Here is a 22,582-nt window from a genome sequence, read left to right as displayed (position 1 = left end):
GAAACACGAGGTCGATAACGAAGCAAAGTGCAGTTTATTTTGAGGTCTTTTAAAATATTTAATAAGAGAATTGACAATGAAAAGAATGTTAATCAATGCGACTCAAAAAGAAGAGTTGCGTGTAGCGCTAGTTGACGGACAGCGCTTATTTGACCTGGATATTGAAAGCCCAGGTCACGAGCAAAAAAAAGCGAATATCTACAAAGGGAAAATTACTCGCGTTGAGCCAAGCTTAGAAGCGGCTTTTGTGGATTATGGTGCAGAACGTCACGGTTTTTTACCATTAAAAGAAATTGCTCGTGAATATTTCCCCGATGATTATGTTTTCCAAGGTCGTCCGAATATTCGCGATATCTTGAGCGAAGGCCAAGAAGTTATTGTTCAAGTTAATAAAGAAGAACGCGGAAACAAAGGCGCTGCCTTAACTACTTTTGTGTCTCTTGCGGGTAGTTATTTGGTCATTATGCCAAATAATCCGCGTGCTGGTGGGATCTCTCGTCGTATCGAAGGGGATGAGCGCACTGAATTAAAAGAGGCATTAAGTTCATTAGATGTGCCTGAAGGCGTGGGGTTGATTGTTCGTACAGCTGGTGTGGGTAAATCTCCAGAAGAGTTGCAGTGGGACTTAAAAGTTTTACTTCATCATTGGGAAGCGATTAAACAAGCCTCTCAAAATCGTCCAGCACCTTTCTTGATTCACCAAGAAAGTGATGTGATTGTACGTGCTATTCGTGATTATTTGCGCCGTGATATTGGTGAGATTCTTATTGATAGCCCGAAAGTGTTTGAAAAAGCAAAAGAGCATATCAAACTGGTTCGCCCAGATTTCATTAATCGTGTGAAACTTTATCAAGGCGAAGTGCCTCTTTTCAGCCACTATCAAATTGAATCTCAAATCGAGTCAGCATTCCAACGTGAAGTGCGTTTACCTTCTGGCGGTTCAATCGTTATTGATGTAACAGAAGCCCTGACTGCTATTGATATTAACTCTGCGCGTTCTACTCGCGGTGGAGATATTGAAGAAACAGCATTAAATACTAACCTTGAAGCAGCAGATGAAATTGCGCGTCAATTACGTTTGCGTGACTTAGGTGGTTTAGTTGTTATCGATTTCATTGATATGACGCCAGTTCGTCACCAACGAGAAGTGGAAAATCGTATTCGTGATGCCGTTCGTCAAGATCGTGCTCGTATTCAAATTAGCCGCATTTCTCGTTTTGGTTTGTTGGAAATGTCGCGTCAGCGTTTAAGTCCTTCACTAGGTGAGTCTTCACATCACATTTGTCCTCGTTGTCAAGGAACAGGTAAAGTGCGTGATAACGAATCTCTTTCTTTGTCTATCTTGCGTTTAATCGAGGAAGAAGCATTAAAAGAAAACACCAAGCAAGTGCATACGATTGTGCCAGTACAAATTGCTTCTTATCTTCTTAACGAAAAACGTAAAGCGATAAGCAATATTGAAAAACGTCACAATGTAGATGTCATTGTTGCACCAAATGAAGCAATGGAAACACCGCACTTTAGCGTTTTCCGTTTACGCGATGGCGAAGAAGTGAATGAATTGAGCTATAACTTAGCGAAAATTCACTGTGAGAAAGATGAAAGTACCGAGGAATCTCTCGTTTCTCGTAATGTGGAAACAACCGTTGTTGCTGAACAACCTGCAGTTGAAAGTGCGGCAGTGGCGCTTTCTATTTCTGAAGCAGCTCCGACTCCAGTTGAGCGTAAATCGAATGAACCGTCTTTGTTAGCAAAAATTGTTGCGAAAATTAAAGGTTTATTTGTTTCTGAATCCGAAGAAAATAAACCAAAAAATAACCGCACTTCGCGTAATTCTAATCGTAATCAACGCCGTTCACAGGACCGTCGTACTTCTCGTCGTCCACGTTCTGAAAATAATGAAACGGAAGGAACTGAAGAACAAGTTCGTAATATCCGAGAGCGTAATCAACGCCGTCCGCGCCGTAACTTAGTGGAAGAAAGTATTGCTGAAAGTGCGGTAAATTCTACACCGGTTTTTGAGGCTCAGGATGAAAGAACTGAGCAAGTGACTCAACGCCGTCAACGTCGTGATTTACGTAAACGCGTGCGCGTTGAAGATAATGCGATTGCTGTTGAAAATAACGAAAACATTGTTGAACAAATGCCAGAAGTGGATGTTGTCGAAGTTCAGACCGTTCAAGATGATGAAAAACCAGTTCGTCAAAACCAAGATCGTTCTGAACGTCAAGATCGTCAACGCCGTACTCCACGTCATTTGCGTGCAGCGAATAATCAACGTCGTCGCCGTAATCAAGAGCCAAAATCACCAATGCCATTATTTGCTGCCGTGGCTTCACCAGAGTTGGCAAGTGGAAAAGCTTGGGTAGACTATTCAACAGTGAACGCTCAGAAAGAAAATAATTTCTTATCTGTGGATGAATTGCTCGAGCAAGAGAAAACTAAAAAAGGTTTTATCACGCCAGCAATGGGAATTGTTGTTGAAGAAAAATCTCTTGAAGTAAAACCAGCATTAGATTTTATTACTCAGCCAGCTAATGAATCTGTACAGAAAAAAGTACAAGAATCTCTAGAGCGTTTAAATTCTCATAAACCTCAAGAAACGGTTGAATCTATTGAGTCAACGATTACCCTAAATGAGCCTGAAACTATAAATGAACCAGCCTTTGTTCGTACTTATGAGTTTAATGGGCGTTTAGGTACCATTTCTTCAGTTACTCATACAAAAGCGGAGATGACTTTGGCGAAAGCGAGTGATGAAATGCCTCAGCCATTCCCAATTATTGAATGGCAAGATTCTCGCTATTATTTTTACGGTAAAGGGGCGGCAGGGCATCATTGTGCGATTAGCCATGTATATTCTGAGCCTACCCGAGCAAAATCAGAGTAATCTAAAATAAAAAATTAGAATTGGCGTGATGTTTATTACGTCAATTCTTTTTATTTTTGGAGTGCAGTAAAAATAATCACTTGATAAAAACGAGATAATTTCTGCTTGACGGTCTTTCTCAAAAAACGTATTATGCGTGCGCATTAAATCACGGAGGAATGGTCGAGTGGTTGAAGGCACCGGTCTTGAAAACCGGCGAGGGTTTACGCCCTCCTAGGGTTCGAATCCCTATTCCTCCGCCATCAAATTTTGATAAAAAACCTAAGTCACTGACTTAGGTTTTTTATATTTATTCAAATTCATCCAACCATTTCAATAAAATAGCCTCAAGAATTGATTCATTTGATTTATTAGGATCATCGTCAAAATCCTCAAGTTCACAAATCCATTTATGTAAATCAGTAAAACGAACTGTTTTTGGATCTAAATCTGGATTACGATCGTAAAGTTCTTCCGCTATTAATTGGGCATCTGTCCATTTCATTAGTGGGCAGCCTCATTGGCATGGTTAATGTTATATTTCGGAATTTCTACCACAATATCTTCGTCTCCCACGACACATTGGCAAGATAAACGACTATCCATTTCTAATCCCCAAGCTTTATCCAGCATATCTTCTTCTTGATCACTCGTTTCATTTAGAGAGTCAAACCCTTCACGAATAATCACATGGCAGGTTGTACAAGCACAGGAGCCATCACAAGCATGATGGATTTCCACCCCTGCATTGTGTGCAACTTCTAATAAGTTATCACCTGCAGCCGCATCAACAACCATACCTTCGGGACAAAACTCTTCATTAGGTAAAAAAATCACTTTTGGCATAACACTTTCCTCAAAATTATTTAATAATCTGACCGCACTTTTACGGTTTTTCAATATCTGACAAATTTTTGCCAGTCAAAGCTTTATTAATCGATGCATTCATTCGACGTGCTGCAAATTCTTGAGTAGCGATATCCAAGGCTTTAATGCCTTGTGCAATTGCATCACGATCTGAACCTTGTTTTACATCCATTAATTGTTTTAACACACTTTCAATATGATGAAATTCTTCTGTGCTCAGCAATTCAGCCCCATCAGCGTGTAACGCAACAATCACGCTTTCAATTACACGATCCGCTTCTACTCGTTGCTCGGCTAATTCGCGAGCTTGTAAATCCTCTTGCGCATTATCAAAAGAAGATTTAATCATTGAGGTCACTTCTTCATCTGTTAAACCATAGGAAGGTTTAATTTGAATTGATGCCTGCACTTTCGTCGATTTTTCCATTGCAGTCACACTTAATAAACCATCTGCATCGACTTGATAAGTCACTCGAATATGGGCGGCACCCGCTGCCATTGCTGGAATACCTCGTAGAGTAAAACGCCCTAAAGAGCGACAATCATCTACCAGCTCACGTTCACCTTGTACGACATGAACAGTCATTGCTGTTTGACCATCTTTGAAAGTAGTAAACTCTTGTGCACGAGCCACAGGAATTGTTGTGTTACGTGGAATAATTTTTTCCACCAATCCCCCCATCGTCTCAATTCCTAAAGAAAGCGGCACGACATCGAGCAACAACATATCAGAATCGGTTTTATTACCGACTAAAATATCTGCTTGAATTGCGGCACCAAGTGCCACAACTTTATCTGGATCAATGGAAGTGAGTGGTGTTTTACCAAAAAACTTACCAACCTGATCTCGTACATATGGCACTCGAGTTGAACCACCAACCATTACCACAGCTTGCACTTCTTCAGATTCAACGTTGGCATCTTTTAAAGCTCGGCGACAAGTTAGCAATGAACGTTTTACCAGTGAATGAATCAACGCATTAAATTGTTCTCGTGAAATTTCTACTGAAAAATTCTGCCAAAAAATTACCGCACTTTTCTCAGTACTTAAAGCCATTTTGGCTTGGCTAGCAAGGGTTATTAATTCACGCTGTTGATTTGCAGTTTGCGGTTTTAATTGAGTTTGTTCAACGACCCAATCTGCTATTAAATGATCAAAATCATCACCACCTAGCGCAGTATCGCCACCCGTGGCTAGAACTTCAAAGACACCTTTTGATAAACGTAAAATTGAAATATCAAATGTACCGCCACCTAAATCATAAACGGCAATAATCCCTTCCTGCCCACTATCTAGTCCATAAGCGACTGCGGCTGCAGTAGGTTCATTCAATAAGCGTAATACATTTAGCCCAGCTAAACGTGCCGCGTCCTTAGTACTTTGACGTTGAGCATCATCGAAATAAGCAGGAACCGTAATCACAACCCCCGAAAGCTCGCCACCAAGGCGTTGTTCTGCAATATGATTTAAACGCGATAAAATATCTGAAGATACTTCAATTGGGCTTTTTGGCCCCTGTGCCGTAACAATTAAAGGTAATCCATTTTCACTCGCCACAAATTCATAAGGCAAACTAGAATAACGAGACTGAACATCTGCAAGACTACGACCAATTAGACGTTTTACTGAAATCACCGTATTTTTGGGATCAAGTGAGGCTTGTTCAAAGGCTTCTAAACCAACTTTCTTCTCTTCAAAGCCATAATGAACAACTGACGGCACAAGGCTGCGTTCTTGTTCATCATTAAGAATCACGGATTGCCCACTGCGCACGGATGCAACCAAAGAATTAGTTGTTCCCAAATCAATCCCAACGGCTAAACGATGTTGATGTGGTGCAGCAGCTTGTCCTGGTTCTGCAATTTGTAATAATGTCATATACTATTTTTCTACTGGTTATGCGACGGAATACGCCAAATCAAATTTATTTTTTTCTGCAAAACTTGCTTGGTAATGTGTTTCAATATTGACTTCGTGTTTTTGACGTTCATTAATCGCTATTTTTCTATATTGACTTAAGTCAGGCGTGAATACAAAAATTTGATTACCATCCAATTGTTTCACATCATCTTGCCAATTTTGCCAAAATAGACCTTGGTAAAAAGCCTCTAAATCACCATTCAATGCCCAAGCTAAAAACTCTGTATAAGTAAAATTTAAATTATGCCAAGTGAGATCTTTTGGTGAAAAGTAATAAATTTTGCCAAGGTTATCGCCTAACGAACCACCATTTAATGCAAAGTAACCGCCGATCACATCATCTGCAACCAATAAATACTTTGGTTTTTCACCAGACTCATTAAAAGACTTACTAAAATTCCAATCCATCAATCCACGCGGTAATTTAAAACTTCCTGAACCTAAAATACGCAACCAACCATGATGAATTAAAATTCCACCTGTTTCATAAATCACTGCGCCCATTGGTGATGACGTAGGCATTTGCATGGTAAAAAGTTCGTGTTCTGCACTTGATTGATCTTTTTTAATGACATAACAATGATTACGTGCACTTTCAATCCATTGGGAAAGTATAGGCCAAGCAGAGTTTTCTGGAGATATTAGTTGTTCGAGAGTTTGCATAATATCAAGGGATATTGAGATATAGATCTATTACAGTTCAAAAAGGCGTTCTTCTACACGTTCAATTTCTTCAGAAAGCTTACGAGTAAAACGTAATTTATCACACAGTTGAGATGCTTTCGTCCATTGTTGGGATTTCAGACTATCCGAAAGTGCGGTTAATAATGACTGAGTTTCTTGTTTAATTTCTTTCGCAAAAGCGTTTAATGCTTCTTCATTTTTCTGATCTTCAAGTTCTTCTAGTTGTTCTCGCCACTGTAACTGTTGCATTAAAAACGCCACATCTTGTGTACTTTTTTGCTCAAGATCTATCTGCTCACCAGTATTTAGAGCAATGATAGCTTCCGCTCGCAAAATTGGGTCTTTTAACGTTTTTAAGGCATCATTCACTTCGGTGGATTTTTGCATCGCAACGCGTTGTTCTAACGCACTGCTTGATACAAAATTATCTGGATGTAAAGCCTTTTGTAATTCTAAATAACGTATATTTAGCGCCTTCTCATCTAACTGAAAATCAACGGGTAAATCAAAAATTTGAAAAGGATTTAACATCAGATTATTACCTTAAACATGGAAACTTTCGCCACAGCCACAAGATTCTTTTACATTTGGATTATTGTATTTGAAGCCTTCATTTAAACCTTCTTTCACATAATCCAACTCAATACCATTGAGATAAACTAAACTTTTTGGATCGACAATAATATTCACACCGTGTTGTTCAAAAACTTGATCTTCTTCATTTAAGACATCGACAAACTCAAGCACATAAGCTAAACCAGAGCAGCCTGATGTTTTCACGCCTAAACGCAAACCAATACCTTTGCCACGATTATCCAAAAAAGCTTTCACTCGTTGAGCGGCTTTTTCTGTTAATGTAATACTCATATATCCCCCAAAACCACTAAAAGTGCGGTCAAAACTGACCGCACTTTTTCATATTATTCGCCTTTTTTGGATTTGTAATCAGCAATTGCCGCTTTAATTGCATCTTCGGCTAAAATGGAACAGTGTACTTTCACTGGTGGCAATTCTAACTCTTCTGCAATTTGGCTATTTTTGATAGCGCCTGCTTCTTCTAAAGATTTACCTTTCACCCACTCTGTAATTAATGAGCTAGATGCAATAGCAGAACCACAACCATAAGTCTTGAATTTTGCATCTTCAATAATGCCGTTATCATTAACTTTAATTTGTAACTGCATTACATCACCACAAGCTGGCGCACCCACCATGCCAGTTCCAACATTGCTATCTTTTTTATCCATAGAACCCACATTGCGCGGATTTTCATAATGATCGATTACTTTTTCGCTATAAGCCATTTTAACTTTCCTTTTTTAAATCCTTGATAAACGCCATCTAATAATAGCAGTTAAATCCTAGTGAGCTGACCACTCAATTGTACTAAGGTCGATACCTTCTTTAAACATATCCCATAATGGCGATAATGCACGAAGTTTTTCCACCGCACCTTTTACTAAATTAATAGTGTAATCAATTTCTTCTTCAGTGGTATAACGGCCAAGTGTAAAACGAATTGAACTGTGTGCCAATTCATCATTTAAACCAAGTGCGCGTAACACATAAGACGGCTCTAAGCTAGCTGATGTACAAGCAGAACCAGAAGATACAGCGATATCACGCAACGCCATCATTAAAGATTCACCTTCAACATAGTTAAAGCTAATATTTAAATTACTATCTAAACGGTGCTCCATTGAGCCATTTACGTAGGTTTCTTCAATATATTTTAAGCCATTATATAAACGATCACGAAGAGCTTTTAAACGTGGCATTTCAGATGCCATTTCTTCTTTTGCAATGCGATAAGCTTCGCCCATTCCCACGATTTGGTGAACAGGTAATGTACCTGAACGCATACCACGCTCATGGCCACCGCCATGAATAATCGCTTCTAAACGGATACGTGGTTTACGACGAACATATAACGCACCAATACCTTTAGGCCCATAAAGTTTATGGCTAGACATAGATAATAAATCAACTGGCAGCTCTTCCAAGTTAATTGCAACTTTGCCCACACTTTGAGTTGCATCCACGTGGAAAATCGTTTTATTTGCACGACAAAGCTCACCAATGGCTTTAATATCTTGCAATACACCAATTTCATTATTGGCATGCATAATTGAAACTAAAATAGTATCTGGACGAAGTGCGGCTTTAAATTTTTCTAAATCAATTAAACCATCAGACTCGGGTGATAAATAGGTCACTTCAAAACCTTCGCGCTCTAATTGACGACAAGTATCTAAAACGGCTTTATGCTCAGTTTTGCAAGTGATGATATGCTTGCCTTTAGTTTGGTAAAAATGTGCGGCACCTTTAATTGCAAGGTTATCTGATTCTGTCGCACCAGAAGTAAACACAATTTCACGAGAATCGGCACCAATAAGATCCGCAATTTGATTACGAGCCACGTCAACCGCTTCTTCTGCTTGCCAACCAAATTTATGCGAGCGAGAAGCTGGGTTACCGAATGTACCGTCAATGGTTAAAAACTCCATCATTTTCTTCGCAACACGCTCGTCCACAGGACAAGTTGCTGCATAGTCTAAATAAATAGGTAATTTCATTTTTCACTCCTAAATCATTCTAAATTTGACCGCACTTTTAATGCATTTTGCACTGTACGGACTACTTTCCTTTATTGATTAACAATTAATAAATTCTCAAAATCGCTATGAGTTTGGCGTTTTGATTCACGTTTACTCACCAATTCAGCCAAAGTAATTTCATTGAGAAAACTTTCAATGCGATTACTCAGATCTTCCCACAATGTATGAGTTAAACATTCTACGCCATTTTGACAATTTCCACGACCAAGACATTTTGTCACATGAATATTTTCATTTACCGCTGAAATAATCATTCCCACTGAAATTTGGTCACTTGGTAAACCTAGCTGATAACCTCCACCAGGTCCACGAACACTTTTTACTAATCCATCACGACGTAATTTAGCAAAAAGTTGTTCTAAATAAGATAACGAAATATGTTGACGTTCAGAAATATCTGCAAGGCTCACAGGACCTTTTTCTGCATTTAAAGCGATATCTAAAACCGCAGTGACTGCATAACGACCTTTTGATGTAAGTTTCATAAAGTGTTCCTAAAAAGTGATGTTGCAATATTTACATATCCTACTAAATCAGTCAATTAATCTAAATCAAGATCAATTCGTTTTTCGACCGCACTTAGCATGCCATTTAAAATATTTAATTCATTTTTTTCAAGTTGAGCGCGATAATATAAACGCTTTAATTTATGCATAACACCTTGATTTTGAATGAATCCTAGTGATTGATATACACGCTCAGTATGCTCAAAAAAATAAGCAAGTTGTTCTGCAGTTGGATAGTTTTGTTCTATTAAAGAAAGTGAATTTTCCTTCTTATCTTGAGCTAAAAATGCCATGCGCAATTCATAGCTTACCAACTGTACTGCCATTGCTAAATTTAAAGAAGAATAATTAGGATTAGCCGGAATATTCAAATGGTAATGACATTTCAACAATTCTTCATTCGTTAATCCAATGCGTTCACGACCAAACACAATAGCTATCTTGCCTTCATGCGCTACAACTTTATCCGCGCATTCTCGAGGCTCGATCAATGTACTTTGTAAATGACGTAAACGAGCACTTGTTCCAATCACCAAAGAGCAATCATCCACGGCTGCATCAAAACTATCGACAATCCTAGCATTTTTTACTATATCTTCTGCGCCAGCTGAGAGAGCATAAGATTGTTCATCAACAGATTTTGGCGAGACAAGACAAAGCTGGGTCAATCCCATTGTTTTCATTGCTCTAGCAGCAGAACCAATATTACCGCTATGCGAAGTTTCAATTAAAACAATACGAATATTTTCCAACATAATGATGCCCGACTAAAATTTAAGGGTATTCTACCACAATAACCGCTAAAAATAGTCAAGAATTTAAGCAAATTAAAAAATTTAAAATATTAGAGATGAATAATCAAAAAACAAGAATGGTGGGTTGTGAGAGGCTCGAACTCTCGACCGACGGATTAAGAGTCCGCTGCTCTACCAACTGAGCTAACAACCCAACTGGACAACTAAATCAGAGAGTGGTGGGTCGTGAAGGATTCGAACCTTCGACCAACGGATTAAAAGTCCGCTGCTCTACCGACTGAGCTAACGACCCAATTAGATGATTTTAAAGTAAATTTTAAAATCTTTGGATTGGTGTTTAAATGGTGCCCGAAGCCAGACTTGAACTGGCACGCCTCGAAAGGCGAGGGATTTTAAATCCCTTGTGTCTACCGATTCCACCACTCGGGCAAATTGGAGCGGGAAACGAGGCTCGAACTCGCGACCCCGACCTTGGCAAGGTCGTGCTCTACCAACTGAGCTATTCCCGCATTTATCACTAATCAGCATTACCGCGTGACAACAGGGAGTATTCTACGGTTTTATACTCTTGTGTCAAATGAAAAAATAAAAAAAAGCTTTATTTGATTAAAAATAAGACAAAATAATAAAAGTACGCTAGAAAATATCGCACTTTATCCAAAATTAGAGTTTTAGGTCATCTAGTAGGCTACCTTTTGCTGCCTGTAAATATTGGATCATTGACCATACTGTTAAAATGGCTGCGATGTAAAGCAAGATTATAGCGGCAATTTCCATATAGTTATTGTAACGCCATAATAATCCGCCTAGAGCTAACATTTGTGCGGTTGTTTTCCATTTCCCCCACCAAGAGACAGCGACTTTACTACGCTCTCCGAGTTCAGCCATCCATTCACGTAATGCGGAAATAATAATTTCGCGAGAAATCATAATAATCGCAGGAATCGTAATCCACAGAGAGTGTTGATATTCAACGATGAGAACCAAGGCGGCGACAACCATTACTTTATCCGCAACAGGATCCAAAAAAGCGCCAAATCTTGTAGTTTGTTTCCATTTACGAGCCAAATAACCGTCAAGCCAATCAGTAACACCGGCAATAAAGAATATGAATGTAGTAATAAAAGGGGAGGATTCGATAGGTAAATAAAATGCAATCACGAAAAACGGAATCAGGATTACTCGAAACATCGTTAGGAAAATAGGAATATTAAATTTCATAGAAATGAACTGCTCTTGGTGTTAGAGATACACCTATTCTAAAGTATCTAAGAATATAAAAAAAGCCACATTATGTGGCTTTCTTATAAATAATTACGGATTAAAGTTTATCAGCGTTTTGTTTTAAGTATTTTGCAACGCCTTCAGGGTTATCTTTCATCCCTTCTTTACCTTTTTCCCATTGAGCAGGGCAAACTTCACCGTGATCTTCATGGAATTGTAATGCGTCAACCATACGTAACATTTCATCGATGTTACGACCTAATGGAAGATCGTTTACTACTTGGTGACGAACGACCCCATTTTTGTCGATTAAGAATGAAGCGCGTAATGCAACGCCTGCTTCTGGATGCTCAATACCGTATGCTTGAGCGATTTCGTGTTTTACGTCCGCTGCTAATGCATATTTAACTTGGCCGATACCACCATTTTCAGTTGGGGTGTTACGCCATGCATTGTGAGTGAATTGAGAGTCGATAGAAACACCAACGACTTCTACGCCACGTTTTTTGAATTCTTCATAACGGTGGTCAAATGCGATTAACTCAGAAGGGCAAACAAAGGTAAAGTCTAATGGGTAGAAAAAGATTACTGCAGCTTTTCCAGCAATGTGTTTTTTAAAGTTGAAGTTATCAACGATTTCGCCATTGCCTAATACAGCAGATGAAGTAAAATCTGGTGCTTGACGGGTTACTAATACCATAGTCATAATTCCTATATAAAGTTAAGTTGAAGTTTTGCCACACAAAATAGCGGCACGATTTTATTTGAAACGCCGACATTTTTATACTCGATTTTATCTATTAAAGCAATTAATCTTATCTAAAATAAGGTGGAAATATGCAACAACACAATCTATCAACAACATTTGTCCATGCAGGGCGTAAAAAACGCTTTTCACAAGGATCTGTAAACCCCGTTTTACAGCGAGCTTCTTCATTAGTATTTGACAGTATTGAAGATAAAAAACACGCTACTCAAAATAGAGCAAAAGGTGAATTATTTTATGGCAGAAGAGGGACGCTAACTCATTTTGCGTTACAAGATTTAATGTGCGAAATGGAGGGGGGAACAGGCTGTTATCTTTATCCTTGTGGTGCTGCAGCAGTAACTAACTCGATTCTTTCTTTTGTAAAAAGTGGCGATCATGTATTAATGAGTGGTGCAGCTTACGAGCCAACCCAAGATTTCTGTAATATTGTGCTGAAAAAAATGCAGATCGATACAACTTATTACGATCCTCTTATTGGTGCTGATATTGCCACGCTTATTCAACCGAATACAAAAGTACTTTTCTTGGAAGCTCCAAGTTCTATCACAATGGAAATTCCCGATATTCCGACTATTGTGAAGGCGGCAAGAACGGTAAACCCTAATATTGTGATTATGATTGATAATACTTGGTCGGCAGGTGTTCTATTTAAAGCGTTAGAGCATGATATTGATATTTCTATTCAGGCGGGGACGAAATATTTAGTGGGTCATTCAGATATTATGATTGGTACTGCCGTTGCGAATGCGCGAACTTGGGATCAACTTAGAGAACATTCCTATTTAATGGGGCAAATGGTGGATGCAGATTCTGCTTATACGACTGCTCGTGGTATTCGTACATTGGGTGTACGATTAAAACAACATCAGGAAAGCAGCATTAAAGTAGCAAAATGGTTGAGTGAGCAACCAGAAGTAAAAACTGTGTACCATCCAGCCTTACCAAGTTGCCCGGGTCATGAATTCTTTTTACGAGACTTTAGTGGTAGCAGCGGTTTATTTTCTTTTGAACTAGCTAAGCGATTGACATCGGAACAAGTCTCAAATTTCATGGATCATTTTCAACTTTTCACTATGGCTTATTCATGGGGAGGATTTGAGTCTCTAATTCTTTGTAATCAACCAGAAGAAATTGCACATATTCGTCCAAATATTAAACGTAACCTTACTGGTTCATTAATTCGTGTGCATATCGGCTTTGAAGATGTAGATGAATTGATTGCAGATTTAAAAGCTGGATTTGAGCGAATTGCCTAAAAGTGCGGATAAAAAAATGCCTGTTTTACACAGGCATTTTTTATAGGATTATTTTTGTTCTGACACTAAGCCAACTTTCGAACCGTCAGAAAAATGTACGGAAGTCCCGATAATGTCTACTTGAATATTTTTCCCTTGTTGCAAGTGCGGACGAATTTGAGAAAGCACGGCTTCTTCAGTTGTCGATAACGTTACTGTTTCGCTAGCTTTTGGTGCAATTGTTTTCCCAAATTGTAATGCTGGAAGATTTGCTACATAGAATGGTTGGTTATTTTCTTTATAAACAGTTAACCATTGCGCTTCTAAAATAGCTTTATCGCTTAAGTTTGTAATTTCATAAGTGATAGAAAACGATTTTAAATCATCTGTTACAGAAACATTTGTTACTTTTACATTCGCAACTTTTAGAAATTCTGCATTTGCTTGAGTGATTAAATCATCCGTTTTTACTTGAGGTTGTTGTACTGTTTGTTGAGCCGTTTGAGTAGTTTCTGTTGCTGCAGGTTTTTCTGCTACTTTTTCTTCTTTATCGTTACAAGCGGTTAATGCAATTGAACCTGCGATGATACTTGCAAAGAGAAAAGATTTATTAAATTTCATTGTAAATTCCTTCATTATATTTTGTTAGTTGAGTTGTACTCGTTTTTCTAAGGCTCAATTATAGCCCATATGGGCCTTTATGACAGTCTTTTATTTTGAAAGTTCATAGAAGTTGTTTTATTATACTTCTCATTTTCCTTGATAAGTAGAGAAGTACAATGAAACATATTCATATCTTAGGTATTTGTGGCACATTTATGGGCGGCGTGGCGATGATTGCCAAACAAATGGGTTATCACGTGACGGGTTCCGATACTAATGTTTACCCTCCAATGAGCACTTTTTTAGAAGAGCAAGGTATCGAGATTATTCCAAATTATGATGTTGCACAATTACAACCTGCGCCTGACATGGTAATCATTGGTAATGCGATGAAGCGTGGTAATCCTTGCGTAGAATATGTGTTAGAAAATAATTTGAAATACACATCTGGTCCTCAATGGTTACATGATCATTTATTACGCGATCGTTGGGTCTTGGCAGTTTCTGGTACGCATGGAAAGACAACCACAACAGGCATGCTAACGTGGATCTTAGAACAAAATGGCTTAAAACCAGGCTTTTTAATCGGTGGTATTGCCGGTAATTTTGGCATTTCAGCTCGTTTAGGGGACAGTCCTTATTTTGTTATTGAAGCTGATGAATATGATACAGCTTTCTTTGATAAACGTTCGAAATTTGTTCATTACAATCCGCGTACACTTATCGTAAATAACATTAGTTTTGATCATGCAGATATTTTTGATGATCTCAAAGCGATTCAACGCCAATTTCATCATATGATTCGAACTATTCCGGCAAGTGGCTTGGTATTAAGTTCGGCGAGTGAACAAAGTGCAAAAGAAACTCTGGCATTGGGATGTTGGTCGCAACAACAATTTTTAGGCAAAGATAATGAGTGGTTTGCTGAGCGTATTACAAATGATGCCTCACATTTTGCGGTTTTCCATCATGGTGAAAAAGTGGCCGAAGTAAAATGGAATGTAGTGGGACAACATAATATGCATAATGCTTTAATGGCAATAGCGGCTTCTCATCATGCGGGTGTGTCTATTGAAGATGCATGTAAAGCATTGGGATCTTTTGTAAATGCTAAACGTCGTTTAGAAGTAAAAGGCGAAGTTAATGGCATCACCGTTTATGATGATTTTGCTCATCATCCAGAAGCTATTCTTGCTACGCTAACCGCTTTACGAGATAAAGTGGGTGGTGGCGTGCGAATTCTTGCAGTGCTTGAACCTCGTTCTAACACAATGAAAATGGGTGTTCATAAAGATGAAATTGCCCCTGCACTTGGCCGAGCTGATGAAGTGTTTATGCTTCAACCAGAACAACTTCCTTGGGAAGTGGCAGATATTGCCAACCAATGTGTACAACCTGTCTATTGGAATGCAAATCTAGATCGATTAGTCGATATGATTGTCGCTGAGGCTCAACCTACAGATCACATTTTGGTGATGTCTAACGGCAGTTTTGGTGGCATTCATCAAAAAATTCTTGATAAGCTTAAACAGAAATAATAAAAGTGCGGTTAATTTAGAAAATGTTTTTAAGTTGGCCGCATTTTTTATTGAGTTGACGTAACATTTATTTTTAATTTGTAATTTATAAAAGGAATCTTTGTAGAATGGCTGATCCACATATTAAATCACCGATGGATTTTTTAGATAATCTGACTGTCATTATTTATCGTTCTGGCTTTGTGATGGCCGCATTGGCTCTTCTTGCCATGAGTTGGTATCCAGATTTATCGCTCACCTTTATATTAATTGCGGCAACTTGCTGTGCCTCTTCATTACATATTTATCTCAAATCCTTCCGATTGCTTTTTCAATTTGCGACTTGGATAGGATTACTTTTTTATATTAATCATTATCCCGCTTTAGCCCTTGGCGGTGCGTTACTTAATTTAGGTGGTTTGTGTTTTAAAGAATATTTTTGTTTCCGCGTGCCTCTGCTAAATTTACAGCCGATATTTGTGGCTTGTTTGTGGTTTTCGTGGGTGTTAAATAATCTTATCGCATTACGCATTTTTTCTATTATTTCTGGCGTATTACTTTTAGTTTTAGCGATACAAAAATGGCGAATGCCTTTGCATTTTGATATTGGAGATAAAACAAAATATCAAATTTAGAAAAGAAAATGACCGCACTTTTATGTGCGGTCATTGTTTTTAGAAAGGTTTATTTAGCTAAACATTCCATGTAACTATCTGCGGTAGATTGCAAGAATGTTGCATAAGAATTTTTGCCTAAAGTGACTTTATCGCCAATTGGGTCGAGTTGTCCTACATTGACTTTAGTATTTTGAGCTAAAGATTCAATCACTTTTGGCGTAAATTGTGGTTCTGCGAATAAGCAATTTACTTTATGTTCTGCGATTTCTTCTTTAATGTGCGCTAAAGTTTTTGCACCCGGTGCCACTAATGGATTGATGGTGAAGTAACCCGTTTGTTTTAAACCATAAGCATCGTTGAAATAACCATAAGCATCGTGGAAAACGTAGAAACCTTTATCTTTAACGTTCGCAAGTTGTGCTGTGATTTTTTCACCTTGTTCTGCCAAAGTGCGGTTAAAATCTGAAAGATTTTGAGCAATTAAATCTTTTTTATCTGGAAATTGTGCAGTTAATTTATCCGCTACTTTTTGAGCAACAATTTTGCTAATAGCTGGAGAATACCAAACGTGCCAGTTTGTTGTTAAACCTTCGTCATGATCATGGTGATCGTGGTCATGGTCATGGTCGTGGTGTTCATGCTCGTGCTTATGATCATGGCCGTGTTCATGTTCGTGATCGTGTTTATGTTCGTGTTTGTGCTCATGTTCATGTTTATGATCGTGATCGCCATCTTCATGGAAATGCTCGTGGTGAGCTTGACTTAATAAAGGTTCTACATCAGCAAGATCCGCAATGGTAATCACTTTTTTACGTTCAATTTGGCTAATTGGTTTGTCTAAAAATGAATCAACATCCTCACCAATCCATACAACTAAATCTGCAGATTTTACTTTTTGAATATCCGATAATTTCAAATTGTAGTCATGCGGAGAGGCGCCTGCAGGAACAAGGACTTGTGTGCCAGTTACGCCATCTGCAATAGATGAAACAATAAAACCTAAAGGTTTTACTGATGCCAATACATCGGCATTCGCCATCATTGGCGTACTTAAAAGTGCGGCAGAAACGGCGCTAATTTTTAAAAGTTTTTTCATATTTCTGTTTCCTTACTTGTTAGTAATAATTCTCAAAGGGAAAAAGACTACGCCTTTTTATATAAATTGCAATGATTTTATAGAGAACCTGAGGGAAAATTTTTCATTTTCAAAGTAAATAGGTTTCATTCGATAAAAAATGCACATTTATGGTCAATGTGCATTTTCAAGAGGAGATTAAGATTTTTTCTTTAGTAATTTATCTATTACACGAGAAACAGCAAAAAAACCAAAGGTTGCCGTAATCATCGTGGCTGCACCAAATCCGTTTGCGCAATTCATTGTGGCAGAAATTGCACAACCTTCAGTCATTTGTGGGAATATTAGAGGTTGTGTTGAAAATACCGCATCGATACTAAATTTGCGTTTTGGATTTTGGCTAAAATTGTAATCCTTGCGTAAAATCGACCGTACTTTGGCGAGCAGCGGATCTTGAATGGTTTTACTAAGATCGGCAATTTGAATTTGGGTTGGATCAGTTTGACCGCCAGCACCGCCAATAGTAATCACATTAATTTTGTTACGTTTACAATAAGCAATCAGCGACGCTTTAGTTTTCACATTGTCAATAGCATCAATGACGTAGTCATAGCCTCGATTGAGATAATCCGATTGATTTTCTGGCGAGATAAAATCATCAATAATATTGACGGTACATTCTGGGTTAATTAATTTTACTCGCTCTGACATGACTTTAGTTTTTAATTTGCCGATTGTGCCGCTCATCGCAGGAAGTTGGCGGTTGATATTTGTGACACAAATATCATCCATATCAATTAATGTTAGTTCACCAACGCCTGAACGTGCTAAAGCCTCTACGACCCAAGAACCCACGCCTCCAATGCCTATTACACAAATATGGGCTTTGCGTAAGCGCGCGAGTCCATCAGGGGTATAAAGTCGACCGATACCGCCAAACCGCTGTTCATAATTGTCCACTGGCGCCATTATTGTAATACCCATACTCGGCCATAGTGTTTTGATAATCCCGCAATATGGCCTGCTTGATCACCAATGCCACGATATAAGTCAAAGTGGTGACCTTTCACCGCACCGCCGACATCAAGAGCAACCATTAAATGTAATTTATGTGTGCCAAGCCAGTTTCCGTTATTATCAATGTCAGGCACTTCGACTAAAAGAACAGTACCAGATGGTACAACGCTACGATCTGATGCCACAGAAGCCATTGGTACAAGCGGTACACCGGCCGAACCTTTCACCTTGCCACTCGGATCATTTTTGAAGAATACATAAGAAGAATTACGTTCTAACAAACTTTGTACACGAGAGGGATTACGATTGCCCCATTCACGAATTGCTTGGATAGACATTTTCTCTTTTGGTACTTCACCATCTTCAACTAATAAACGGCCAACGGCGGTGTAAGGAAAGCCATTTTGTCCTGCATAAGCGAAGTAATTAAGGTTGCCATCACCAAAATCTACATAACCGCTGCCTTGTACCCCAAGTAAAAAGTTCTCTAACATGGAATCACTATATGCTAATTCTAATCCTTGACCCGCTAATGCACCGGCATAGATTTGTGCACGGCTAAAACGTTTATTTGCTGGCATGCGATAAATTGGATTTTGGAATTGACCTTGCGGTGAACGGCGTGCATGAAGGACAGGAGAGTAGTAGCCTGTCATCAAAACATTTTGATATCCATCGAACCCACGCATAATTTGCGGGTGAATGCCAAATTTAGAAAGCTCACTTACATTGGCGCCAGAAAGTACCCAATTCGTAATTTTTTCATAGTTGCCATAGAAACGATCAGATAGTTTGCTTGAATAACTTTGTACATTTGAAAGTTGAGTTAAAAAATCGCCCTGATTAATGACTGCACTTCGGTTTTCAACTTGAGAAACTGGCATAAACACAGCTTGTTGATAATTACGACCCGAATATTTCGCACCAAATTGTTGAGGATCGCTGCCATTTGAGGTGGTTGGAATTTGAATTTTTGTTGTATTAGAAGAACCACAGGCAACTAAAAGTGCGGTTGTCACTGCAATAGAAAATGTTTTTAATGAGAAAAATTTTCGAACTGACATTTTTAATCCTAAATAAGCTTAAATAAGGCTGCATACGCTATCAAAAATCCGTCAAAACGACCAGTGTTATTTAGTCAAGCTGATTAATAAAAACTCACATTGAACATTTTATTAACAAATGAAACATAAACTTTTGTTTAATTCTTGCAAAAAAATATTAATAGAGTATAGTGCACGACATCAGACGCGGGGTGGAGCAGCTTGGTAGCTCGTCGGGCTCATAACCCGAAGGCCGTCGGTTCAAATCCGGCCCCCGCAACCAACAAATTCTAAAGCCCTGATTTAAGAAAATCAGGGCTTTTCTTTTTACAGTTTAACTCGCTATGATGATCTCAATTAGATCATCTTTTTCTATGCTATAATCCCTCAAAATTTTCAAAACCGGTACCTAAATGAAACAATTATTTGCAACGACTTCTCGTGGCTTTGAAGAATTATTAAAAGTTGAACTTACTGAACTTGGCGCGCAAGAGGCAAAAGTGGTTCAAGGTGGCGTTCATTATCAAGCTGATGATGAAACTTTATACCGCACTTTGCTTTGGTCACGCCTTGCTTCACGCATTTTATTTCCTTTGATTGAAACCAAAATTTACAGTGATTTAGATCTTTATGCAGCTGTTTCAGGTTTTAATTGGTTAGCGCAATTTGATGAACGAGTTACCTTCTTTGTTGATTTTAATGGAACCAACCAGGAAATTCGTCATACTCAATTTGGTGCAATGCGCGTTAAAGATGGAATTGTCGATTATTTTGAACGTCAAGGTAAAACTCGTCCTGATGTAGATAAAATTCAGTCAGACGTGCGTATCCATGCTTATTTGAACCGTGAAAATTTAGTGATTTCTTTAGATTTAAGTGGAGAAGCATTACATTTACGAGGTTATCGTGAAGATGCTGGTCAAGCGCCCTTACGTGAAACTCTAGCGGCGGCAATTGTTATGCGTTCAGGTTGGCAAGCAGGTTCTCCATTAGTAGATCCAATGTGTGGTTCAGGCACGCTTTTAATTGAAGCTGCACAAATGGAAGCCAAAATTGCGCCGCAACTTTATCGTTTACATTGGGGATTTGATTTTTGGAAATTGCATAATCAATCGGCTTGGGAAAAAGTAAAAAATGAAGCGATTGAATTAGCAGAAGAAAAACAAAGTGAAATTCAACCGCACTTTTATGGATTTGACCTCGATCACCGCGTATTAAAAAAGGCGCAGAAGAATGCACAAAATGCAGGTGTTTCACATTTAATTAAATGGCAACAAGGTGATGTCGCAGCGTTGAAAAATCCTCGTTTAAATGAAGTCGGCACGGTTATCTGTAATCCACCTTATGGTGAACGTTTAGGTACAACACCAGCTTTAATCGCGCTCTATTCAGTATTTGGACAAAGACTTAAAAAAGAATTTTGTGGTTGGAATGTTTCTGTTTTTAGTAGCGAATCCACATTGCTTGATTGTTTGAGAATGCGTGCTAGTCGCCAATTTAAAGCAAAAAATGGCCCATTAGATTGTGTGCAAAAGAATTATCAAGTTTCAGAACGAAAATCTGACGAAATTACAGCTGAAAATGAACTAGAATTTAACCGCACTTCGGAGGTGGCAACCGATTTTGCTAATCGATTACAAAAAAATATTAAGAAAATTAGCAAATGGGCAAAGCAACAAGGATTAGACGCTTATCGTTTATATGATGCCGATTTACCCGAATATAATTTAGCCGTCGATCGTTATGCAGATTACATTGTTGTGCAAGAGTATGCAGCGCCGAAAAATATTGATGAAAATAAAGCGCGTCAACGTTTATTAGATGCGGTTACTGCAACTTTGCACGTTACCGGTGTCGAAACGAATAAGTTGATCCTCAAAGTTCGTCAGAAACAAAAAGGTACCAACCAATATGAGAAATTAGCCAATAAAGGTGAATACTTTTATGTGAATGAATATGGCGTGCAACTTTGGGTAAATTTGACAGATTATTTAGATACTGGCTTATTCTTAGATCACCGTTTAACAAGAAAAATGATTGGAGAGTTGGCAAAAGGTAAAGATTTCTTAAACTTATTTGCTTATACTGGCTCAGCAACTGTTCATGCAGCACTTGGTGGTGCTGAATCGACAACTACCATTGATATGTCCAATACTTATCTTAATTGGGCGGAACAAAATCTTATTTTGAATGATATTGAAGGTAAACAACATAAATTAATTCAAGCAGATTGCCTTCAATGGTTAGAAAAATGTGATCGTCAATTTGATTTGATATTTGTGGATCCACCGACGTTTTCGAATTCTAAACGTATGGAAGAGAGTTGGGATGTTCAACGAGATCATGTGAAATTAATGAGCAACCTAAAACGAGTTTTGTCGAATAATGGCACAATTGTTTTCTCGAATAATAAACGTGGATTCAAAATGAATTTAGTCGCGTTGGAAGAATTAGGTTTAAGTGCGGTAGAAATTTCGCATAAAACGTTACCGCTAGATTTTGAACGTAATAAACAAATTCATAATTGTTGGATGATTCAACATATATAATGATTCGCTAAGTTGTAAAAATAGTCGAAAAGATAGTGAATTTTAAACAAACTGAATAAAAAACTATCGCTCAAACATTTTTTTTCAAAAAGTGCTAGACAAGGTTTTATTAAATCATTAATATACGCCTCCGCAACGGCGCAGTAACGCGTTCGTAGCTCAGTTGGATAGAGCGTTGGCCTCCGGAGCCAAAGGTCGCAAGTTCGAATCTTGTCGAGCGCGCCAGGTCAGTGCAATAACAACTTTTAATGGTGGCTATAGCTCAGTTGGTAGAGCCCTGGATTGTGATTCCAGTTGTCGTGGGTTCGAATCCCATTAGCCACCCCATCTTATCTTTATAAGATCTGACGGCGAGTAGCGCAGCTTGGTAGCGCAACTGGTTTGGGACCAGTGGGTCGTAGGTTCAAATCCTATCTCGCCGACCACTTTATTTTGCTCTTTAACAATATATCAGACAATCTGTGTGGGCACTTGTTGATTGACTTGTTTTAAAATATTTTTAATTTTGAAGTCTTAATAGGTGCTTAACTGAAAATTCATAATTACTTTTTAAGTAGTGTTTTATTTATAGCTAAGCAGTTTATTGAGCGATTAAACTTGAATTGAAGAGTTTGATCATGGCTCAGATTGAACGCTGGCGGCAGGCTTAACACATGCAAGTCGAACGGTAGCAGGAGAAAGCTTGCTTTCTTGCTGACGAGTGGCGGACGGGT

The 22,582-nt window shown here is 38.4% G+C and carries 21 protein-coding genes, 9 tRNA genes and 1 rRNA gene; 11 read left to right on the top strand and 20 right to left on the bottom strand.

What is annotated here, in order from left to right; genetic code table 11:
- Nucleotides 1-76 precede the first annotated feature (76 nt).
- Both rne and KKW16_RS08875 read left to right on the top strand, forming a co-directional pair.
- Nucleotides 77-2,890, top strand: a complete 2,814-nt coding sequence (rne, locus tag KKW16_RS08880) for a ribonuclease E (RefSeq protein WP_140524206.1) — start codon at nt 77-79, stop codon at nt 2,888-2,890.
- A 152-nt stretch (nt 2,891-3,042) separates the two neighbouring features.
- A tRNA-Ser gene (locus KKW16_RS08875) sits at nt 3,043-3,132 on the top strand.
- A 47-nt stretch (nt 3,133-3,179) separates the two neighbouring features.
- Here the strand turns inward: KKW16_RS08875 and iscX are convergent.
- The 16 genes from iscX to KKW16_RS08795 form a co-directional block, all read right to left on the bottom strand.
- Nucleotides 3,180-3,374 (bottom strand): Fe-S cluster assembly protein IscX, encoded by a 195-nt coding sequence (gene iscX / locus KKW16_RS08870; RefSeq protein ID WP_005659903.1) that lies wholly within the window; start codon nt 3,372-3,374, stop codon nt 3,180-3,182.
- Nucleotides 3,374-3,715, bottom strand: a complete 342-nt coding sequence (gene fdx, locus KKW16_RS08865; RefSeq protein WP_140523689.1) for an ISC system 2Fe-2S type ferredoxin — start codon at nt 3,713-3,715, stop codon at nt 3,374-3,376. The genes iscX and fdx overlap by 1 nt, the downstream gene beginning before the upstream one ends.
- Before the next feature lie 40 nt (nt 3,716-3,755).
- On the bottom strand, nt 3,756-5,615 hold the full coding sequence (hscA, locus tag KKW16_RS08860; RefSeq protein WP_215768194.1) for a Fe-S protein assembly chaperone HscA: 1,860 nt from the start codon (nt 5,613-5,615) through the stop codon (nt 3,756-3,758).
- Between the two features lie 18 nt (nt 5,616-5,633).
- On the bottom strand, nt 5,634-6,320 hold the full coding sequence (locus KKW16_RS08855) for a DUF2625 domain-containing protein (RefSeq protein ID WP_048953283.1): 687 nt from the start codon (nt 6,318-6,320) through the stop codon (nt 5,634-5,636).
- A 30-nt stretch (nt 6,321-6,350) separates the two neighbouring features.
- Nucleotides 6,351-6,872, bottom strand: coding sequence for a Fe-S protein assembly co-chaperone HscB (gene hscB, locus KKW16_RS08850; RefSeq protein WP_048953282.1), 522 nt, complete (start codon nt 6,870-6,872; stop codon nt 6,351-6,353).
- Nucleotides 6,873-6,884: 12 nt separating this feature from the next.
- On the bottom strand, nt 6,885-7,208 hold the full coding sequence (gene iscA / locus KKW16_RS08845; protein ID WP_005626961.1) for an iron-sulfur cluster assembly protein IscA: 324 nt from the start codon (nt 7,206-7,208) through the stop codon (nt 6,885-6,887).
- Between the two features lie 53 nt (nt 7,209-7,261).
- On the bottom strand, nt 7,262-7,645 hold the full coding sequence (iscU, locus tag KKW16_RS08840) for a Fe-S cluster assembly scaffold IscU (RefSeq protein WP_005626962.1): 384 nt from the start codon (nt 7,643-7,645) through the stop codon (nt 7,262-7,264).
- A 57-nt stretch (nt 7,646-7,702) separates the two neighbouring features.
- Nucleotides 7,703-8,917, bottom strand: a complete 1,215-nt coding sequence (locus KKW16_RS08835; protein WP_048953281.1) for an IscS subfamily cysteine desulfurase — start codon at nt 8,915-8,917, stop codon at nt 7,703-7,705.
- A gap of 71 nt (nt 8,918-8,988) precedes the next feature.
- Nucleotides 8,989-9,444: a Fe-S cluster assembly transcriptional regulator IscR gene (gene iscR, locus KKW16_RS08830; RefSeq protein WP_005630093.1), complete on the bottom strand. Its 456-nt coding sequence runs from the start codon at nt 9,442-9,444 to the stop codon at nt 8,989-8,991.
- A gap of 56 nt (nt 9,445-9,500) precedes the next feature.
- Nucleotides 9,501-10,220, bottom strand: a complete 720-nt coding sequence (gene trmJ / locus KKW16_RS08825; RefSeq protein ID WP_048953280.1) for a tRNA (cytosine(32)/uridine(32)-2'-O)-methyltransferase TrmJ — start codon at nt 10,218-10,220, stop codon at nt 9,501-9,503.
- Between the two features lie 117 nt (nt 10,221-10,337).
- Nucleotides 10,338-10,413: transfer RNA gene (locus tag KKW16_RS08820), tRNA-Lys, on the bottom strand.
- Nucleotides 10,414-10,436: 23 nt separating this feature from the next.
- Nucleotides 10,437-10,512, bottom strand: a tRNA-Lys gene (locus KKW16_RS08815).
- 50 nt (nt 10,513-10,562) lie between these two features.
- Nucleotides 10,563-10,649: transfer RNA gene (locus tag KKW16_RS08810), tRNA-Leu, on the bottom strand.
- A 4-nt stretch (nt 10,650-10,653) separates the two neighbouring features.
- A tRNA-Gly gene (locus KKW16_RS08805) sits at nt 10,654-10,729 on the bottom strand.
- Between the two features lie 154 nt (nt 10,730-10,883).
- Nucleotides 10,884-11,441 (bottom strand): CDP-diacylglycerol--glycerol-3-phosphate 3-phosphatidyltransferase, encoded by a 558-nt coding sequence (gene pgsA / locus KKW16_RS08800; RefSeq protein ID WP_005625600.1) that lies wholly within the window; start codon nt 11,439-11,441, stop codon nt 10,884-10,886.
- Nucleotides 11,442-11,541: 100 nt separating this feature from the next.
- Nucleotides 11,542-12,144, bottom strand: coding sequence for a peroxiredoxin C (locus tag KKW16_RS08795; RefSeq protein ID WP_005625599.1), 603 nt, complete (start codon nt 12,142-12,144; stop codon nt 11,542-11,544).
- A 137-nt stretch (nt 12,145-12,281) separates the two neighbouring features.
- Here KKW16_RS08795 and metC point away from each other — a divergent pair, with 137 nt between their 5' ends.
- A complete protein-coding gene (gene metC, locus KKW16_RS08790; protein WP_048953279.1) occupies nt 12,282-13,469 on the top strand; it encodes a cystathionine beta-lyase in 1,188 nt (395 codons plus the stop codon).
- Between the two features lie 48 nt (nt 13,470-13,517).
- On the opposite strand, the gene KKW16_RS08785 is transcribed toward metC, so the two are convergent.
- The gene (locus tag KKW16_RS08785; protein WP_048953278.1) at nt 13,518-14,069 is read right to left on the bottom strand and encodes a hypothetical protein; all 552 of its coding nucleotides are present in this window, start codon (nt 14,067-14,069) and stop codon (nt 13,518-13,520) included.
- 158 nt (nt 14,070-14,227) lie between these two features.
- On the opposite strand from KKW16_RS08785, the gene mpl reads away from it, so the two are divergent.
- Together mpl and KKW16_RS08775 are read left to right on the top strand one after the other, a co-directional pair.
- Nucleotides 14,228-15,589: a UDP-N-acetylmuramate:L-alanyl-gamma-D-glutamyl-meso-diaminopimelate ligase gene (gene mpl / locus KKW16_RS08780; protein ID WP_048953277.1), complete on the top strand. Its 1,362-nt coding sequence runs from the start codon at nt 14,228-14,230 to the stop codon at nt 15,587-15,589.
- A 107-nt stretch (nt 15,590-15,696) separates the two neighbouring features.
- On the top strand, nt 15,697-16,203 hold the full coding sequence (locus KKW16_RS08775; RefSeq protein ID WP_048953276.1) for a DUF2301 domain-containing membrane protein: 507 nt from the start codon (nt 15,697-15,699) through the stop codon (nt 16,201-16,203).
- Between the two features lie 49 nt (nt 16,204-16,252).
- On the opposite strand, the gene znuA is transcribed toward KKW16_RS08775, so the two are convergent.
- The 3 genes from znuA to mltA form a co-directional block, all read right to left on the bottom strand.
- Nucleotides 16,253-17,281 (bottom strand): zinc ABC transporter substrate-binding protein ZnuA, encoded by a 1,029-nt coding sequence (znuA, locus tag KKW16_RS08770; protein WP_048953275.1) that lies wholly within the window; start codon nt 17,279-17,281, stop codon nt 16,253-16,255.
- Between the two features lie 177 nt (nt 17,282-17,458).
- Complete coding sequence (tcdA, locus tag KKW16_RS08765; RefSeq protein WP_048953274.1) at nt 17,459-18,229, bottom strand: tRNA cyclic N6-threonylcarbamoyladenosine(37) synthase TcdA; 771 nt, start codon at nt 18,227-18,229, stop codon at nt 17,459-17,461.
- A complete protein-coding gene (mltA, locus tag KKW16_RS08760) occupies nt 18,229-19,341 on the bottom strand; it encodes a murein transglycosylase A (protein ID WP_048953273.1) in 1,113 nt (370 codons plus the stop codon). Before mltA ends, tcdA begins: the two co-directional genes overlap by 1 nt.
- A gap of 185 nt (nt 19,342-19,526) precedes the next feature.
- Between mltA and KKW16_RS08755 the strand changes: the two genes are divergently transcribed.
- From KKW16_RS08755 to KKW16_RS08730, 6 genes are all read left to right on the top strand, one after another.
- Nucleotides 19,527-19,603 (top strand) — tRNA-Met (locus KKW16_RS08755).
- A gap of 130 nt (nt 19,604-19,733) precedes the next feature.
- Entirely contained in the window at nt 19,734-21,869 is a 2,136-nt protein-coding gene (gene rlmKL, locus KKW16_RS08750) for a bifunctional 23S rRNA (guanine(2069)-N(7))-methyltransferase RlmK/23S rRNA (guanine(2445)-N(2))-methyltransferase RlmL (RefSeq protein ID WP_048953272.1), read from the top strand.
- Nucleotides 21,870-22,017: 148 nt separating this feature from the next.
- Nucleotides 22,018-22,094: transfer RNA gene (locus KKW16_RS08745), tRNA-Arg, on the top strand.
- A 26-nt stretch (nt 22,095-22,120) separates the two neighbouring features.
- Nucleotides 22,121-22,196, top strand: a tRNA-His gene (locus tag KKW16_RS08740).
- A 21-nt stretch (nt 22,197-22,217) separates the two neighbouring features.
- Nucleotides 22,218-22,294, top strand: a tRNA-Pro gene (locus KKW16_RS08735).
- 174 nt (nt 22,295-22,468) lie between these two features.
- Nucleotides 22,469-22,582: ribosomal RNA gene (locus KKW16_RS08730) — 16S ribosomal RNA — on the top strand; the annotation flags it as partial.

Source organism: Haemophilus sp. SZY H8 (assembly GCF_018829755.1).
Taxonomy (GTDB): Bacteria; Pseudomonadota; Gammaproteobacteria; order Enterobacterales; family Pasteurellaceae; genus Haemophilus; species Haemophilus haemolyticus_K.
Note: the sequence above shows the minus strand (reverse complement) of the source record. Positions and strands in the feature narration are given on the sequence as shown.